The 17,422-nt window shown below is 68.6% G+C and carries 8 protein-coding genes; 5 read left to right on the forward strand and 3 right to left on the reverse strand.

All coding sequences use genetic code 11. The annotated features are described in order from the left end of the window. Nucleotides 1–7 precede the first annotated feature (7 nt). Together WMF28_RS42015 and WMF28_RS42020 are read left to right on the forward strand one after the other, a co-directional pair. On the forward strand, nucleotides 8–1,582 hold the full coding sequence (locus tag WMF28_RS42015; protein ID WP_437599370.1) for an Eco57I restriction-modification methylase domain-containing protein: 1,575 nt from the start codon (nucleotides 8–10) through the stop codon (nucleotides 1,580–1,582). A 272-nt stretch (nucleotides 1,583–1,854) separates the two neighbouring features. After that, complete coding sequence (locus WMF28_RS42020; protein ID WP_437599371.1) at nucleotides 1,855–4,116, forward strand: S46 family peptidase; 2,262 nt, start codon at nucleotides 1,855–1,857, stop codon at nucleotides 4,114–4,116. Nucleotides 4,117–4,198: 82 nt separating this feature from the next. On the opposite strand, the gene WMF28_RS42025 is transcribed toward WMF28_RS42020, so the two are convergent. Both WMF28_RS42025 and WMF28_RS42030 read right to left on the reverse strand, forming a co-directional pair. After that, nucleotides 4,199–5,722 carry an ATP-binding cassette domain-containing protein gene (locus WMF28_RS42025; RefSeq protein WP_437599372.1) on the reverse strand — a complete coding sequence of 508 codons (1,524 nt, stop codon included), beginning with the start codon at nucleotides 5,720–5,722 and terminating at the stop codon, nucleotides 4,199–4,201. A 380-nt stretch (nucleotides 5,723–6,102) separates the two neighbouring features. After that, a complete protein-coding gene (locus WMF28_RS42030; protein WP_437599373.1) occupies nucleotides 6,103–6,771 on the reverse strand; it encodes a TetR/AcrR family transcriptional regulator in 669 nt (222 codons plus the stop codon). Between the two features lie 200 nt (nucleotides 6,772–6,971). On the opposite strand from WMF28_RS42030, the gene WMF28_RS42035 reads away from it, so the two are divergent. The 3 genes from WMF28_RS42035 (at nucleotide 6,972) to WMF28_RS42045 (ending at nucleotide 11,717) form a co-directional block, all read left to right on the forward strand. Then, complete coding sequence (locus WMF28_RS42035) at nucleotides 6,972–8,147, forward strand: serine hydrolase domain-containing protein (protein ID WP_437599374.1); 1,176 nt, start codon at nucleotides 6,972–6,974, stop codon at nucleotides 8,145–8,147. Nucleotides 8,148–9,455: 1,308 nt separating this feature from the next. Then, entirely contained in the window at nucleotides 9,456–10,649 is a 1,194-nt protein-coding gene (locus WMF28_RS42040; protein ID WP_437599375.1) for a cytochrome P450, read from the forward strand. A 162-nt stretch (nucleotides 10,650–10,811) separates the two neighbouring features. Further along, nucleotides 10,812–11,717 carry a terpene synthase family protein gene (locus tag WMF28_RS42045; RefSeq protein WP_437599376.1) on the forward strand — a complete coding sequence of 302 codons (906 nt, stop codon included), beginning with the start codon at nucleotides 10,812–10,814 and terminating at the stop codon, nucleotides 11,715–11,717. Between the two features lie 120 nt (nucleotides 11,718–11,837). Here WMF28_RS42045 and WMF28_RS42050 read toward each other — a convergent pair whose 3' ends face one another. Next, entirely contained in the window at nucleotides 11,838–16,808 is a 4,971-nt protein-coding gene (locus WMF28_RS42050; RefSeq protein WP_437599377.1) for an AAA family ATPase, read from the reverse strand. Between the last annotated feature and the right edge of the window lie 614 nt (nucleotides 16,809–17,422).

Here is a 17,422-nt window from a genome sequence, read left to right on the forward strand (position 1 = left end):
CCAGCCGATGAGCGCAGCCCGAGAGCTCCGGCGCTCGCCGCCGGCGTCCCTGATCCAGACGGTCGATCGCCACCGCGCGCAGGCCTGCCGGCGCCTCGACTCCGCCCGGCGCTCCGAGCTCGGCCAGTTCCTGACGCCCCCCCGGCTCGCCTCGTTCATGGCGTCGCTCTTCCAGCGCCTCGGCGGGTCGGTCCGCGTCCTGGATGCCGGCGCCGGCGTCGGCTCGCTCACGGCGGCGCTCGTCGCCGAGGCGTGCTCCCGGCCCGACGCGCCGACAGACATCCTCGCCGTCGGCTACGAGCTCGATCCGGCGCTGGTAAAGCATCTTTCCAAAGGCATGCGCGCTTGCCGCGACGCGTGCCGCGCGGCGGGCATCGCGTTCGACGGGCGCGCGGTCCGCGCGGACTTCATCGCCGCGGCCGTCGAGGAGCTCTCCCTGCCCGGGCCGCGGGCGCGCTTCACCCACGCGATCCTGAACCCGCCCTACAAGAAGCTCGGCGCCGGCTCGGCGGCCCGGCGCGCGCTCCGCCGCGCCGGGATCGAGGCGAACAACCTCTACGCTGCCTTCCTGGCGCTCGCGGTGCGCGTCCTCGAGCCCGGGGGCGAGCTCGTCGCCATCACGCCGAGGAGCTTCTGCAATGGTCCTTACTTCCGGGCCTTCCGCGAGCTGTTCCTCCGCGAGATGTCGCTCCGCCGGGTGCACGTCTTCGAGTCGCGCACGGCGGCGTTCGCGGAGGACGACATCCTGCAGGAGATCGTCGTCTTCTGCGGCGTGAAGGGCGCGCCGCCGGGCGCCGTGCTCATCTCGTCGAGCAACGGCCCGGACGACGGGCCGATCGTGGCGCGGCAGGTCCCCCACGCCGAGGTGGTGCGGCCGGGCGACCCCGAGCGCCTCATCCACGTCGTCCCGGATCAGGCAGGCAAGGACGTCGCGGACGCGTTTGCGAGGCTGCCCGCGCGCCTCGCGGATCTCGGCCTCTCGATCTCCACGGGCAAGGTCGTGGACTTCCGCGCCCGCGAGCTGCTCCGCCTGGACCCCGCGGCGGACACGGCGCCGCTGATCTACCCCGCGCACCTCGACGCGGGCGTCGTCCGCTGGCCGAGGCCCGGGAAGAAGCCGAACGCCCTGGTCGATTGCGCCGCGACAGCCCACCTCTGGATGCCGAGCGGGACCTATGTCGTCGTCAAGCGCTGCTCCTCGAAGGAGGAGCGCCGGCGCATCACGGCGGCCGTCTTCGATCCGGCGACGGTGCCCTGCGCGCGCGTGGGCTTCGAGAACCACCTCAACGTCTTTCACCGGAGCGGCGCCGGGCTGCCGCCGCTCCTCGCCCGCGGCCTGCGCGCCTTCCTGAGCTCCACGCTCGTGGACACGTATTTCCGGCAGTGGAGCGGCCACACGCAGGTGAACGCCGCCGACCTCCGGCGGCTCACGTATCCCGCGCTGGAGACGATCGAGCGGCTCGGCGCCCGCGCCGGCGATCGGGCCCTCGGCCAGCGCGAGATCGATCGCGCCGTCGAGGAGGCGCTCGGCGCGGGCGCGCGAGGCGTCATCCCCGAGGGCGAATCGGCGGGGATGCCGTGAATGCCAGTCCGGCCGCCTGACGCAGAGAACATGGCTTTCCGGCAAACGCGCTGAAGCCGGCGGGCCTCGCATGGGTCCTTTCCCGGCTCCGTGATGTAGAAGAATTTGAATCACAGAGGCACAGAGGACACAGAGGAGAGAACAAAGGATCTATGTGTCTTTATGGTTTCTTCTCACATGAAACCAGAAAAGAGCTCATGGGACGCGGCGCCGGGGCTGCTCGAGAGATGCGGTGTGGTTGCTTTGTCCAACGTCGATGGTAACAACACCGCATGTTTCATTCCTCTCTGCGTGGTAACGCGCTTTTCGCGCTCTTCGCCCTCTCCGCGCTCGCGCCAGGCTGCGGGTCGGAGCGCCCGCAAGCGGGCGACACGAAGCCTCCGGCCTCGGGGCCCGGCCAGGGGACGCCGTTCGAGAACCCCGGCGGGATGTGGATGCCCGAGCAGATGGGGCAGCACAAGGACAAGCTCGAGGCGCTCGGGCTCGAGATCGATCCGGCGTCGCTCACCGATCCCACGGCGGCCCCGCTCGGCGCGGTGGTGAGCCTGGGAGGCTGCTCGGCGTCGTTCGTCTCGCCCGACGGGCTCATCGCGACGAACCACCACTGCGCCACCAGGGCGCTCCAGTACAACTCCACCCCGGAGCAGGACCTCCTGACGAACGGCTACCTGGCGAGATCCCGCGCAGAAGAGCGCTGGGCCGGCCCCACCGCGCGCGTCCTCGTCACCCGCGGCTTCCGCGACGTCACCGGCGAGGTGCGGCGCGGGATCGAGGCGATCCAGGGCGATCTCGAGCGCTACGAGGAGATCGAGCGGCGCAAGAAACAGCTCGTGGCCGCGTGCGAGCAGGGGCGCCCGGAGATCCGTTGCTCCATCGCCGAGTATTTCGGCGGCGGCCAGGTCTCCTTGATCGAGCAGCTGGAGATCAAGGACGTCCGCATCGTGTATGCCCCGCACGAGGCCATCGGCAACTTCGGCGGGGATATCGACAACTGGCGCTGGCCACGTCACACCGGAGATTTCGCCTTCTTCAGGGCCTATGTCGGCAAGGACAACCGCCCCGCGGGCCACGCGGACGACAACGTGCCGTATCGCCCGGCGCACCACCTGAAGCTCGCCTCCGCGCCGCTCAACCAGGGCGACCTGGTGATGGTCGCCGGCTATCCCGGCACGACGAGCCGGCTCCGGACCGCGGCAGAGGTCGAGTCCGCCGTGTCATGGCAGTACCCGAAGCGGGTGTCGTTCTACGAGGAGTCGATCGCCCTCCTGGAGGAGCTCGGCAAGAACGACCCGGCGGTGCGCATCAAGGCGCATTCGTCTATCCAGGGCTACAGCAATTACCTGCTCAAGACGCGCGGTCTCCTCGAGGGGCTCGTCGAGGGCGGCCTGGCCAAGGAGAAGGCCAGGGTGGAGGACGAGCTCAAGGCCTGGATCGACGCCGAGCCGGAGCGCAAGGCGGCCTACGGCGGCGCGATCGAGAAGATCGCCGCGGCGCACGCCGAGCAGAGCAAGACGCGCGAGCACGACGCGGCCGTGTCCGAGATCCTCTCGTCCGCGAGGCTCCTCGACGCGGCCGTCACCCTCGTGCGCATGGCGGAGGAGCGGCCCAAGGCCGACGCCGAGCGCGACGCCGGGTACCAGGAGCGCAACTGGGAGCGGCTCGAGCAGGCGCAGGTGTCGCTGCAGAAGTCCTACGACCGCACCCTCGATCGGAGCGCCTTCAAGCTGGCCCTGAAGCGCGCGCTGCGGCTCGATCCGAAGGACAGGCCGGCGCTCGTCGGCAGCCTCGTGGGCGGGCAGGCGCCGACCGAGGCCGCCCTCGCCGCGGCGGTCGACGCCCTCTACGCCAAGACGGCGCTCGAGGACGCGGCGACCCGGGTCAAGCTGCTCAAGACGGCGACGATCGAGGCGCTCGGCGCGAGCCAGGATCCGATGATCCGCCTCGCCCTCTCGCTCGCGCCCGTCGACAAGGCCATCGAGGCCCGGGACAAGGCCTACGCCGGGGCGATGACCCTCGTGAAGCCCCGCTTCGTCGAGGCGCTCCGCGCGTACCGGGGCGGCATGCTGGCGCCCGACGCGAACGGCACCCTCCGCGTCACCTACGGCACCGTGCGGGGCTACCGCCCGGAGATCGACAAGCCGGTCTATCGCCCGTTCACCGCCCTCAGCGAGGTCGTGAAGAAGAGCACCGGCAAGCCGCCGTTCGACACCCCGGAGGCCCTGCTCGAGGCCGCGCGCGAGCGGCGGTTCGGCCCGTACGTGGATGACGACCTCGGCGAGGTCCCAGTCTGCTTCCTGAGCGATCTCGACATCACGAACGGCAACTCCGGCTCCGCCACGCTGAACGCGCGCGGCGAGCTCGTCGGCCTCGCCTTCGACGGCAACTACGAGGCGATGGCGTCCGACTGGCTCTTCATGCCGTCGATCACCCGGACCATCCACGTCGATCACCGCTACATGCAGTGGGTGATGGACGCGGTGTCCGGCGCGGACGCCGTGCTCAAGGAGATGGGCGGCACGCCGGCCATCGAGTGAGCGCGGCCCAGGCGGCGGCGCGCGATCGGCGCCGCCGCCGCGGGGCGTGCGTCCGTCGAGGCCGCGGCGCCGAGGGTCGGGGTCACGCGCCGGCGTCGTCGGACGTGACCCGCACGTCGCCCTCGGCCACGGTCCACAGGATCGACGTGCAGCTCCTCCCGAACGCCCGGTCGTGGGTGACAAGGAGCAGCGCGCCCGGGTAGTCGGCCAGGGCGCGCTCCAGCCGCTCGATCGACGGCAGATCGAGGTGGTTTGTCGGCTCGTCCAGCACCAGCGCCCACGCGTGCTGCCCGAGGCCGAGCGCGATCATCAGCTTCCGCGCCTCGCCAGGCGACGGCCGCGCCGACGCGAGCAGCCGCCCCGGCTCCACCCCGAGCGCCGCCACGAGCGACATCACCCGTCCGCGCTGCTCCGGGGGCAGGCGCCGGGCCGCGGCGATGAGCGCCTGCTCCTCCGCCTCTCCGAGCTCCTGCGGCACATACAGCACCTTCTCCCGCGGCACCCGCGCGCTCGCGAGCAGCGCCTTCACCAGCGTGGTCTTGCCGCCGCCGTTCGGGCCGGCGATCCGGATGCGGTCCTCGCGGCCGACGCCGAGCCGCACGCCCCGCAGCATCACGGGGCCATCGCCGCCGCCCGCGCGGACCTCGGGCGCGTCGAGCACGAACAGCCACGGCGCGGGCGACCGCTCGTAGCCGACGAACACGCTGCGCCCCACCGCCTTCTCGAGCTCGAGCTCCCCCGCCTCGGCCGACACCTTCTCGAGCTTGCGCCGCGTCACGCCCACGTTGCGCGACAGCCGCGCCTCGGCCGAGGACACGCGGTAGTCCGCCATCAGGCCCCGGGCGTCGCTGTCGTGCGGGCCCTTCATCCGCTTCCGCGTGCTCCGCGCCGCGTCCGCCGAGGCCTGCTCGCGCCGCTCCTCGCCGAGCCGGCGGCGGAGGTGCCGCTCCTCGGCGCGCAGCCGCTGGTGCGCCTCCTCGCGGCCGCGCGCCTCGGCCTCCCAGAGCTCCTTGGCGGCGCTGTACCCGCCGGGATAGAGCCGCGCCGCGGCCTGCTCGACCCGGATCGTGCCGACGGTCAGCGCGTCGAGGAGCTCGCGATCGTGCGAGACGCACGCGCCGATCCCCTTGAATCCGCCGAGCGCGCCGGCGAGCAGCGCCCGCGCGTCCGCGTCGATGTGGTTCGTCGGCTCGTCGAGCAGGAGCAGGTCCGGCTCGGCGGCGAGCGACGCGCCGATCTGCCACCGCTTGCGCTCGCCGGGCGACAGCGTGGCCCAGCGCCCGAGCTCCGCCGGATCGAGGTGGAGCTCGCCGCGCACCCTGCGCGCGAGGCCGTCCTCGGCCTCGGCCAGCGCACGGATCGCCGCGTCCGCGTGCTCCACGGCCTGCGGGCAGACCGCGATCGCCGCGCCCCGCGGCTCGATGCGCAGGCTCCCCGCGTCGGGCGCGAGCTCGCCGGCGAAGAGCCGGAGGAGCGTCGTCTTGCCGGCGCCGTTCGGCCCGACGATCCCGTACCAGCCGGGCGTCAGGCACAGATCGACGTCCCCGAGGACCGGGGACGCGTCGGAATAACAGAAAGAGAGACGATGCGCGCGCAACGACGACATACAAGCTCCTGAATCCGAGGGCCACGCGGCCCGGTCACGGGACGGGCAGGCTGCGTTGCGCGGGCAGGCTCATCCGACCTGGCGCGCTCGCGACCTGCGACGGAGACCGATTCAGGAGCTGATCTTCACCGGAGCACTCTCCTCTTGCGTCAGCGGCAGTGTGTAACAGGCCGCGACGGCCCGCGCAACCGAGGCTCCGTGGGGGTGGTGGGGGCATTGGCCCAGAGAGCTCCGTCGTGAGGTTGGGTGAGATCAGGGCCTCGGAGCAACTCCGTGCCTCGCGCGGCCAGGGAGCCGCCGTCGACCGGGAGCGCGGCGCCGGTCACGTGGCCCGCGCCCGCCGAGCAGAGCCACAGCGCGGCGCCGGCTTCCTCGTGAAACTACGCGGCGTCCGCGCCGAGGCCGCCCCGGATGAGTCGGACCACCTGCTGCGCGAGGCGGCGGCGGCGCCTCGGGCCGAGCTGCTTGCGCGGCGAGTCCGAGGCCAGCACCTCGTGGAGCTCGGCCCCGAGCTCCTGGAGCACGACATCGGTCAGCCCCGGGCCGATGACGGCGGCGACGAGGCGGGTCGCCACCTCCAGGCTCGTGTCGGTCGCGCGCAGGGCGCCGCTCGCGAGGCCCTGCGCGAGCAACGCCCGGAGCTCGGCGACGCCGGCCTCGCAGATCGCCCGGTGCAGGGCGCGCACCTCGACGTCCGCCGTCGGATCGGCGGCCGCGGCCGACAGGCGGGCGAGGCGCGGGTGCTCGACGAGGAACGCCATGCCTCGCTCGATCAGGGCCTCGAGGCGAGCCCAGAAGTCGCCCTCGAGGCACGCGGCGCCCACGAACTCGCGCTTGCGCCGCGGCGCCTCCTCGGTGAGCAGCCAGCGGTACAGATCGAGCTTGTCCTCGAAGTACTGATAGAAGCTGCCCTTCGGGATGCGGGCGCGGCGCGCGATCTGCGACAGCGACGCCTCGGCGTAGGTCCGATCGGCGAACTCCGCGATCGCCTCGCGCACGAGGCGGTCCCGCCGCTCCTCCGGAAGCCCGAAAAACGTGCTCTTCGGCATGCGACCGATCGGTCATATGACCGGTCGGTCGCATGGTCAAGGCATGCCGCCGGCGGCGGGTGGGAGCCGCGGCGTGCGCACGAAAGCGACGCTCGTCATCCCTTGCGCCGCCAGATGGGCGATGATGGCGGTGTGAGGGCGGATCCCGCCCCGCGCACCCCCTCCTTACCAAGGACCGATCCGTGACCAGCACCCAGCCGATGATCCAAGGAAGCGTGGCCCCTGGCTTCGAGCGCGTACGCGACGCGTTCGTCGAGAACCTCGCGCGACAGGACGAGGCCGGCGCGTCGTTCTGCGCTTACGTCGACGGCGTCGAGGTCGCCCACCTCTGGGGTGGCGAGGCCCGCCCCGGCGTCCCGTGGGCCGAGGACACGGTCGCGTGCGGGGCCTCGGTGGCCACGGGCGTCACAGCGCTGGTTGCGCAGCGGCTCGCGGACCAGGGGAAGCTCGACGTCGACGCGCCGGTCGCCGCGTACTGGCCGGAGTTCGCGGCCCAGGGCAAGGGCGGCATCACGGTGCGCATGGTGCTCAGCCACAAGGCGGGGCTGCCGTGGTTCCCCGACCCCGAGCTGCGCGTGCGCCTGGATCGCCCCGAGACGCTGCTCGACGCCGAGGTCATCGCGCGGCTCATCGAGGCGGCGCCGCCGGTCTGGGAGCCGGGGACGCAGTGCGGTTACCACTCGACCACCTACGGCTGGATCGTCGGCGAGGTCGTCCGTCGCATCACCGGCAAGAGCCTGGGGACCTACCTGCGCGACGAGATCGCGGGCCCGCTCGGGGCCGAGTACTGGATCGGGCTGCCCGAGGCCGAGCACCAGCGGGTCGCGTGGCTGATCCCCGATCCGATCACGGACACCGACCAGTTCTACAAGTTCGTCAACGCCGACTCGGCGCCCGGCAAGGCGATGTTCCTGAGCCCCGGCCGGCGCTTCGGGGACCTGCTCCGGGAGGGGATGAACCATCCGACGTTCTGGCGAGCGGAGCTCGCGTCCCGCAATGGAGTGGGGACCGCCCGCGGCATCGCCCGGCTGTACGCCCTGCTCGCCTCGGGGGGCGAGCTCGCGGGCACCCGGCTCGTCTCGGCCGACTCCACGGCTCGCCACACCGAGGTCCACTACGACGGGAACGACTGCATCTGGGGGAACCCGGTCCGGATCGGCCTCGGCTACATGCGGCCTTCGGCGAGCCTGGGCATGGGCCCGCACGACGAGGCCTTCGGCCACCCCGGGTTCGGCGGCGCGGTAGGCTTCGCGGATCCCGTCTCCCGGGTAGGGTTCGGGTTCCTCCCGAACCGGATGATCCTCGCGCTCACGACCGACGCGCGGGCCGAGGCGCTCGCGTCGGCGCTCTACGCGTGCCTGAAGACCACCGCCTGAGGGCCGGTCTGGGTCGCGCCTTCTCCATGAGCGCTCACGTGGCGCCGGGGAGATCCATGCTCGCCTGTTCCCGCGCTGCTCTCTCCCTCCCGCCGGCCTGTTGAAATCCGACCGCCATCGAGGGCTGCGGCCTCCGTGGCGTCGCACGACGTCCCGGGGCCCGCCGCGTCATCGACGCAGGGCACGTGACGCGGCCCGCGGCGCAGCGGGTCGAGCGACCCCCGCCATGGCCGCCGCGGCGACCACGTCCAGGAACGATGATCGCGCCCGGAGGGAGCGAGGCGTTCATCTTGCATGGCGAGCGGCCTCATCGTCGCGCAGTGCGGCGTCGCCGCGATGCACGTCACATCGCTACTGAACTACTTCGCCGTCAGCAGCTCCGGGAAAGCCATGAGCGTTCGATCCGACGCATGCTTCGAGCGCTCTCGCTGTTCAGGCGCGCTCCGTCCGGCGCGCCGCGGCGTCGCGTCCGGGCCGGGCGCCATGCATTCAGAGATGAAACCCGCGGCGACTCCAGATTTCATTGCTGCACAGTCGCTCCCGAGATCTCATGCGGATCCTACGGCGGTCACCGTACGCCCATCGCGCCGCCTTTCTACCGAATGGCCACTGCAGTGTCGTCCAGGTGCAGTAGGTCTCTTCGACGCCCGCTGGTGGAGCGCGCGCCGGCCGCGCAAGAATGTATTTTTGTTCACACGGGTTGTGTGCCGCGGCATGACCATCGCGTCTGCAGACTCGGTATCCTCGACGCTCCGAGCACGCGAAGGACGGCGTGGGTAGTTTCCGCACAAAGAATACAGTTGCGCATTCGTCCGCATGGTATACCATCCTGTCATCAGATGGAGGAGCACGGATGAACCATCGGACGCCGGCAGCGATGAAGAGAGCCTAGCGGCTCTCTCGTTTGCTCTGGTCTCATGATGCACCGGGAGATGCCCTCGCAGCAGTCCAGGCGATCGTGAGTCGTGCGCTCGCATCATCGCGAGCGCGGCGACGACCGAGGAACGGAGTCGTTTCGTGCGGGAACCGAGCCATTGGCTCGGGCTGCGCGGCGGCTGCCCAGCGCCTTGCTGGCGAGAGATGCGCCCAGGTGGCCACGCGCCGGAACCTTGCGGACGCGCGACCTGCGGCGTCCGGTTCGTGCTCTCTCCAGCGCCAGGCAAGCTGCTCTCCAAGGAGAGCCGACCCAACGCCATAGCGTCGCCCATCGGGGCATCTGAGGCAGCACGGCGCTGGCACCGCACGTTGAACGACGTGTGCCGCCGAGGCGCTGCGGCCGTGTCCTCCCCATCTCACAGGAAGAGCGCAATGAATCGATTGAACTTGTTTGCCCCCGACGTGCGGGAGAACCCGTACCCCTTCTATGCGACGCTGCGGCGCGAGTCGCCCGTGTGCCAGGTGGACCCGAACGGGATGTGGGTGGTCACCCGGTACGACGACATCGTCGCGGCGCTGAAGAACACGCAGGTGTTCTCGTCGGCGGGGCTGCGCGTCGCCTCCGAGCCACCTCACCTTCAGCGTCACAACCCCTTGTCCGACTCCCTGATCCTCGCAGATCCGCCGCGGCACAGCCAGCTGCGCAACCTCATCGGCCGCGCATTTACCGCCACCACGGTTGCGTCGCTGGAGACGCGGATGCGCTCGACGGCGGCGCGGCTCGCGGACGAGATGCTGCAGCGCCGCGTGGTCGACTTCGTTCCTGACTTTGCCCATCGAGCGCAGGCGAATGCCCTCGTCCAGCTGCTCGGACTAGATCCGTCGCTCCAGCCAAATTTTCAGCGCTGGACGACCGACATCCTCAGCGTCGCGGCTATCTCCCCGGACGATGAGAGGCGGATGCAGGACGTGCGCAGGTCCATCGACGAGATGGAGCAGTACATGAACGATCTCCTGGCGAGCCGTCGCCGCCAGCCGGGGGACGATCTGGTGAGTGGGCTGCTCCGGTCCCGGGTGAACGACTGCGCGCTCACCGACGAGGACCTGATGGGTTTTCTTTTCCTGCTCTTCGTGGCAGGGCTGGAGACTGCGGTGACGCTGATGACCCACATGGCGTTGATCCTTGCCCGGCTTCCGGGCTGGATGGATCGCTTACGGAAGGAGCTCGATCTCATACCGCACTTCATCGAGGAAGTGCTGCGATTCGAGCCTCCCGTGCACGCGACGATGCGACTGACACTGGCCGATACGGAGCTGTCTGGCGTGCGGCTGCCTGCCCATGCGGTCGTGGCGTTGCTCGTGGGCTCAGCGCTGCGCGACGAGGCGAAGTTCCAGGATCCCGATCTCTTTGAGCCGGCGCGCCGCGCGCAGGCGAGCCTGGCGTTCGGTCACGGTGCCCACGCCTGCATTGGAGCTTTTCTGGCCCGGGCGCAAGCCCGGGTCGTGCTCGAGGAGCTCCTGTCGCGATGCCGCCGCGTCGAGCTCCGCGCCGAGCGTCTCGACTGGAACGTATCCCTCAATACCCGTTGCCCGCTCGCGCTTCCCATCGAGGTGATCCCCGCCTGATCACATCGCCGCCTGCGCGCGGCTCATCACCGATGGATAGCAGAAGCAGAAGAGTCAATGTTTGCGTTGGAGTGTATGATGTCGTCCGGTCGAACCAGCGTTGTCGTAAGTAAAAACGAAGCCGACCGCTTCGAGTATCCGTTTCATGCGTCATGCCATCCCATGGTCGATATCACCGAGCGCCGCACGCTTCAGTGGGTGCGCCGGCTGAGGCTGGCACCCGACGAACGTGCGCTCTGGCGCATCAAGGCAGCGAACGTCGCTCACCTGGCGGGGTGGGTCTTTCCTTCAGCGAACGTGCAGATCTTGCAGCTGGCGTCCGACTTCACCGCCGTATTGTTCCTGCTGGACGATGCTTACGACGAGGGCGCGCTCAGCGCGGATCCTCAGGGGGTCGCGCGGCTGAACGAGAAATATCTGGGCGAGCTCTTCGGTTATGCTCAGGCGGACATGGACGACCCGCTGACGCGTGGGCTGGTCGACATCCGCGACAGGATCAGGGACGGTAACCCCCATTTCTTCCTGAACCGCTGGCTGTCGCATTTTCAGTACTACTACGAGGCGAACCTGTGGGAAGCGAACAACCGCATGCGCAGGAGGGTTCCGCGCCTCGACGAGTACGTCATGATGAGACGCTACAGCGGAGCGGTCTATCCCTACTGTGACCTGATCGAGCTGATGCTCGATCAGCCGCTGCCCCTGGAGATCGTCCAGCATCCGTTGCTCCGGAGCGTCCGCGAGATCTGCAACGATATCCTGTGCTGGACGAACGACTACTTCTCGCTCGAAAAGGAGCTGAGGTCGGGCGAGGTGCACAACCTGATCGTCGTACTCCGAGACAATGGCGGCGTCACGCTGGAGGAGGCCACCGCGCGCCTCAGGCACATGCACGACGAGCGGGTCACCTACTACCAGAACGTGAAGGACAAGGTGCTCTCGTTGTGGTCGACCAGCGGGATCCGTCAGTACCTGGACGCGACCGATGCCATGATCGCAGGCCATCAGCGCTGGGCGCTGGCAGCGCTTCGCTACTCCGAGCTATTGGGAGTCGACGCGCACGCCGGATAAGAGGGTTGCCTCCAGAGGTAGCCCGCCCCAGGGCCGCGCGGAGAGAGAACGAGCGCCGGAGGAGCGTCGAGCGCCGGCGGATGGCGGGCACCGGACGCCATCCGCCGGCGCTCGCGCCCTTCACGCGTGCAATCTCGCGGTGGTGCGCTTCATGGCATAGGCGATGCCCGCCTTGAGGTTGGCCCGCGTCTCTAGCGAGCCGAGATCCACCCCGAGCGCGACGAGGCTCTGCGCTACTGCGGGACGGAGTCCGGTCAGGATAGCCCGGCTGCCGAGCAGGCCCACCGCGTGGGCCAGGCTCATCAGCCTGCTCGCCACGGACGTGTCCACGCTCTTGACGCCGGTGACGTCGACGATGACGACCTTCGCGGCGCTGGCCGCGACGCCTTGCATCGCGGCCTCGATCATCTGCGCAGCCCGCTTGTCGTCGATGGTCCCGATGATGGGCATCACCATGATGTCATCGGTGATCGGAATGAACGGTGTCGACAGCTCGAGCAGCCGATCCCGTTGATTCCGGATAATCTCTTCCTGCATCTGGACGCGCTCCTCCTGCAGGAGGGCGCGCTCGGCGAGCTCCACCTGCAGCCTGTCGTTGACAGCGCGGAGCTGTTCGTTGGACAACCGGAGCTCCTCGGTGCGCGCGGAGACCTCCTTCTCGAGCCCCTCGTACATCTTCGCGTTCTCGATGGAGATCGCGATCTGCGACGAAAGGATGCCCAGGAGCTCGAGACGATCCTTCGTGAAGACGCCGGTCGACAGGTTGTTCTCGAGGTAGAGGACGCCGATCAGCCGGCCTTGACGCATAATAGGCGAGCAGAGCAGCGACTTCGGGCGCTTCTCTCGGATATACGGATCGGTAGAGAATCTGGCTTCCTCTGCCGCATTGTCCACCAGGACGCTCGTGTGCGTGCGCTGCACGTAGCTGATGAGCGAGCGCGGGGCTCTGCTGAACGAGTCCACGGGAACGCTCTTGAGCACGTGAGCTTGCTTCGGCTGCAAGGTTCCTTCCACCTCGATGAACAGGTTTTCGCCGCGCGCCAGCGCCAGCACGCCGGACTGAGCGGCGACGTTCTCGAGGACGATCGTCATGAGGCTTTCCAGCAGTTTCTCCAGGACGATCTCGCTCGCGACGGTCTGCGACGCCTTCACGACGCTGAGCAGGTCGAGGGCCGCCCCGTCGTGGCTCGACGTCACCGTCACCGACGTCGACTGCTCGGGTGTCCCCTCGAGGATGAGATGAGGGAAGGCGGACACCAGGCTCTGGCATTTCGCGCTGGCCCCCCAGAGCGCATAGCCCCGGTAGGCCAACGTCATGTAATGATGAGCGATTTCATTCCGGCCCATGATCCGGTAAAACGACGACGCCAGCTCGCACGCCAGCGCCTCGTGCTGAATATATCCATACCTCCGGGCACCCTCGATCGCTCGATCGTAGAGGGCCATCGCTCCCACCACGTCCTGCTTCACGCGCGCCAGCTCTGCGCTCACGAGATCATGTTTGTGGCGGTTGTTCTCCGGGGCAGAGCGCGCCCAGACTTCAAGCCGCCTCTGATTCTCGTGGACCCTGGAGAGCGCGGCGCCTCGCTCTCCCTCCGCCGCTGGGCTCAGCGCGGCGAGGATCGAGAGCGAGTAGTAGAAGTTGTGCTCGACGACGATGGCCATGCCGCCGACCGCATCCTGGTACTCCTCGGCCGCACGAAGGCAATCATACGCCTGCGCCGCGTGGCCGAAGTAGTACAGCTGCATCGCCTTCGCCAGGTGAAGCGAAAAAATAGAGGTCCTGCTCTGTCCCAGGCGTGGGATCATCGTGGTCTCGTCGAAGCTATCTCCGACGAGCCGCAGCTTCTCCACGGATGGATCCTGCAGGCTCTTCACGAGCTGTCTCCAGATGCTGCAGAAATAAAGCGAATATTGATAGCTCAGCTTCAGGGAGAGATCTGCGGAGTGCTTCATCCGCAGCTCGGTCGCCGCAAGCTCGTCTCCGACGAGGAACGAGTGCAACGAATGATGAATCGAGCTATGCAACGCGTACTCGATGTCGCCCGTATCCAAGCCGGCCTGCACCGCGTGCAGCAATGGAGCGATGGTCTCGCGCAGGTGCCGCTTCCAGTGGTAGATGAGCACGTGCACGGTGGAATGGATCTTGGATTCCAGGTCGACCGCGCCGAACTGACGGGTGAGATCGATGGCCAGCCCGCCGAGGGCGAAAGCTTGCTCGGTCTCGTTCATGAAGCATTGGACGACGCCGTAGATCAGATAAGCGAACCCGGCGAGGGGCGAGTTGCCGTGTCGCATGCAGATGTCCATCATCGTGAACGCGATCTGCGGAAGCAGGGCCGGCTGCGCGAGGTACACGGCCGTGGTTACCGTACACATGATGCGGATCGCTGCTCGCATGCGCTCATCTGTCATCGAGGGGAGCTTCGCCAGGCGAGCAGTGTCGACGTTCAGCGGTGGCGTGCCGCGCAGTGGAACATCGAGCATGGCGAGCACGCTCAAGGCCAGCTCGATGGCCTCGTGCATTCGGTTCTGTGATATACAGAACTGAATGCGCGTCTCGTAGACCCGGATCTTCTCCATCACGTCCCTGGCGTGGTCCACGGCGATCTTCGCGCACGCTTCCGCGCGCTCGAAGTTGATCGTCAGGTACTCCAGCTCGACGAGATCCGTGTAGATGGCGAGCGACAGATCGTGGTTCGTCTCCCATGAGTCCTCCGGCAAGAAGGCCGCCGCTGCGCGGAGGCACTGGACCCCGGGGCCGTACGCCGTGGAGCGCCTCGCCTTCTGGCCGGCCCTCAGGTTGAGCAGCGCCGCCTCGCAGCGCTCCTGCCGGTTCACGATCAGCGACGCCCCCATGTTGAGGTGCATCACGATGTCGTAGATCCGCTCCTCGATCGACTCGATCGGCGTCTCGCTGATCAGGAGCCGCCCGAGCTCGAGGTGGATCCTCTCCTGCTCCAGCTCCGTGAGCAGCTTGTAGGCCGCCTGCTGCACGCGGTCGTGCAGGAACTTGAGCCTGATCGAGCCCCCGTCCTCGTCGTCGAGGAAGCGCGCGAGCTTGTAGTCGTCGTCGATGGGCACGACGAGCCCCGCGTCCAGCGCATGCCAGATGTCCTCGTCGGTGGTGCGCCGGTCCTCGCGGTGGATGAGGGCGAGGATCTTCAGATCGAACTGGTTGCCGATGCACGCGGCGAGCTTCAGCACCCGCTGCGTCGACGCGCCCAGGCCCCGGATCCGCCGGACCATCAGCTCGACGACGTTGTCCGCGACGTCCATCCGCTCGATGTCGGCGAGGCTCCACTGCCAGGCGCCCGTCTCCGAGCTGAAGCGCAGGTGACCGTCGCGGGAGACGCTCTCGAGGTACTGGATCGTGAAGAACGGATTGCCGGCCGTCTTCGCGAAGATGATGTCCGAGAGCGGGCGACACTCCCCCGGAGGCGCGCCGAGCGTGTCGGACACGAGCTGGTTCACGTGCTCGGGCGCGAGCGGCCTCATCGTGACCGTGCGCACGCGCGCCTCGCTCCCCCGGAGCGCGCTCAGCATCATCATGAGCGGGTGCGCGTCGTCCACCTCGTTGTCCCGGTACGACCCGAGCAGCAGCAGGTGGCGGATGTCGGCGTCCTCCAGGAGGACGCTGATGAGGTTCAATGAGCCCGTGTCGGCCCACTGGAGATCGTCGAGGAACAGCACGAGCGCCCGCGTCTTCAGCGCGATCTCGCCGATGAAGTTCCGGAACGTCAGGTTGAACCGGTTCCGCGTCTCCATCGAGCCCAGGGCCGGGACGGGCGGCTGCTCGCCGACGATGAGCTCGATCTCCGGGATCACCTCGGCGATGACCCGGCCGTTCGGGGCGACCGCCGCGAGGATCCTCGCCCTCCAGTCGGCGAGCTCCTCCTTGCTCTCCGTGAGGATCTGCCGGACGATCTCCCGCAGCGCGGCGATCACGGCCGAATACGGGACGTTGCGCGTGAACTGGTCGAACTTGCCGGCGGCGAAGTAACCCCCCTGCTTCGCGATCGGCTTGTGGATCTCGCTCACGACCGCCGACTTGCCCACGCCGGAGTAGCCGGCCACGAGGACGAGCTCCGACTGGCCGCCCTCGGCCGCGCCCGGCCCTCCGCTGCTGATGCTCCCGAACGCCGAGAGGAGCGTGTCGACCTCCTCCTGCCGGCCGTAGAGCCGCTGCGATACCTGGAGCCGCGTGGGCCTGTCCTTCCTCCCGGGCACGAAGTCCAGCGCGGGCGTGCCGTGCTCGAGCATGTCGAGGCAGACCCTGAGATCCGCCTTGAGGCCGAAGGTGCTCTGATACCGCTCCTCCGCGGTCTTCGAGAGCAGCTTCATGATGACCCCGGAGAGCGCCTCCGGGATCTCCGGCCGGATCAGGCGCGGCGCGACGGGCGTCTTCGCGATGTGATGGTGCACGAGCTCCAGCGGATCCGTCGTCTCGAAGGGGAGGCGCCTCGTCGTGAGCTCGTAGAGCGTGACGCCGAGCGAATAATAGTCCGTGCGAAAGTCGATCGAGCGGTTCATCCGGCCCGTCTGCTCGGGCGAGATGTACTGCAGCGTGCCCTCGCCGGCCGTCCACGGGTCGACCACCGCCGCGCGCTCCCCCGGCAGGAGCGAGGCGATGGAAAAGTCCGTGAGCTTCGACGTGGTCACATCGCTGTCGACGATGATGTTGCTGGGCTTGATGTCCTTGTGGATGATGTTCCGCTCGTGGATGGCCCCGAGCGTGTCCGCGAGCTGGAGCGCTATCCTGACCGACCGCACGAGCCCGACGCCCTGACCATTGCCGCGCTCGTCGATGACCGCGCGCAGCGAGCGACCCGCGAAGTACTCCATGATGAGCGCGGCGTAATCGAGGCGGACCTCGAGGTCGTAGACCTTGACGACCCCCTCCAGATCGAGGTTCCGCGTGATCTCGTACTGGCGCTTCAGGATCGCGACGTTGCGGGTGCCATTGACACCCTTGCGGGCGACCTTGATGACGCACATCTCGCCCGTGCTCTTCTTCCGGCCGAGGTAGACGCTGCTGCGCGCGCCATCGTGCAGCGTGTCAAGCAGCTCGTGATTCAGTAGTTCCACCATGACAGCTACCCCCTGGGATGATTGAGGCGATCGATTGGGCGCGGCGGGTCGGTCGGTATCGAGAGGCAGGCCCCGGGGACACGGAGCGCCTCGGGGGCGCTGAGATCGGCTGCGTCGTCGGAAGCACGCGCGACCCGCCGGAGGAGCGACCATGCTCGGTGGGACGCATCACCGTAAGCAATCCAAACGAGCGCGTTGTGTCAAGGTCGAACCGCCGGTTCTCTACCGCACGGATCGTGCACTCTCACGTGGCGCCGCCGTCGAGACGCCGCGCGTCACGACAGCGGCGCGCGACTCGGTTCGAGCGCCTGGAGCGAATGCAACGCCTGCGTGTCCTCGTGGTGCGGGCGCACGGCACTCCGCAGCGACAGCGCGCTCGACGCCGTTGCGCTTCACGCGATGACGGCTTCACACAATGCGAGAGCCTCGATGCATTGGGCACACCCGCGGTGCCAGGATCGGCGCGATACACCAGGGTGGACGGAATTCCGTAGGGAAGGTCCTGATGTTTGCGGCGAGCTCGCGCGTCGACAGGCCATTGAACAGGAGGGGAGATACCGGGACGGCCCTTCCCCTCTCCTTTGGCGGCCTTGGCGGCCTTTCTACCGGTCCGG

This window comes from Sorangium sp. So ce590 (assembly GCF_051521365.1).
Lineage (GTDB): Bacteria > Myxococcota_A > Polyangia > Polyangiales > Polyangiaceae > Sorangium.

Bases quoted from the DNA above. Each gene is read 5' to 3' on its own strand.
- WMF28_RS42015 (WP_437599370.1), top strand. From the start codon at position 8: ATGAGCGCAGCCCGAGAGCTCCGGCGCTCGCCGCCGGCGTCCCTGATC.
- WMF28_RS42020 (WP_437599371.1), top strand. From the start codon at position 1,855: ATGTTTCATTCCTCTCTGCGTGGTAACGCGCTTTTCGCGCTCTTCGCC.
- WMF28_RS42025 (WP_437599372.1), bottom strand. From the start codon at position 5,722: ATGTCGTCGTTGCGCGCGCATCGTCTCTCTTTCTGTTATTCCGACGCG.
- WMF28_RS42030 (WP_437599373.1), bottom strand. From the start codon at position 6,771: ATGCCGAAGAGCACGTTTTTCGGGCTTCCGGAGGAGCGGCGGGACCGC.
- WMF28_RS42035 (WP_437599374.1), top strand. From the start codon at position 6,972: ATGATCCAAGGAAGCGTGGCCCCTGGCTTCGAGCGCGTACGCGACGCG.
- WMF28_RS42040 (WP_437599375.1), top strand. From the start codon at position 9,456: ATGAATCGATTGAACTTGTTTGCCCCCGACGTGCGGGAGAACCCGTAC.
- WMF28_RS42045 (WP_437599376.1), top strand. From the start codon at position 10,812: ATGGTCGATATCACCGAGCGCCGCACGCTTCAGTGGGTGCGCCGGCTG.
- WMF28_RS42050 (WP_437599377.1), bottom strand. From the start codon at position 16,808: ATGGTGGAACTACTGAATCACGAGCTGCTTGACACGCTGCACGATGGC.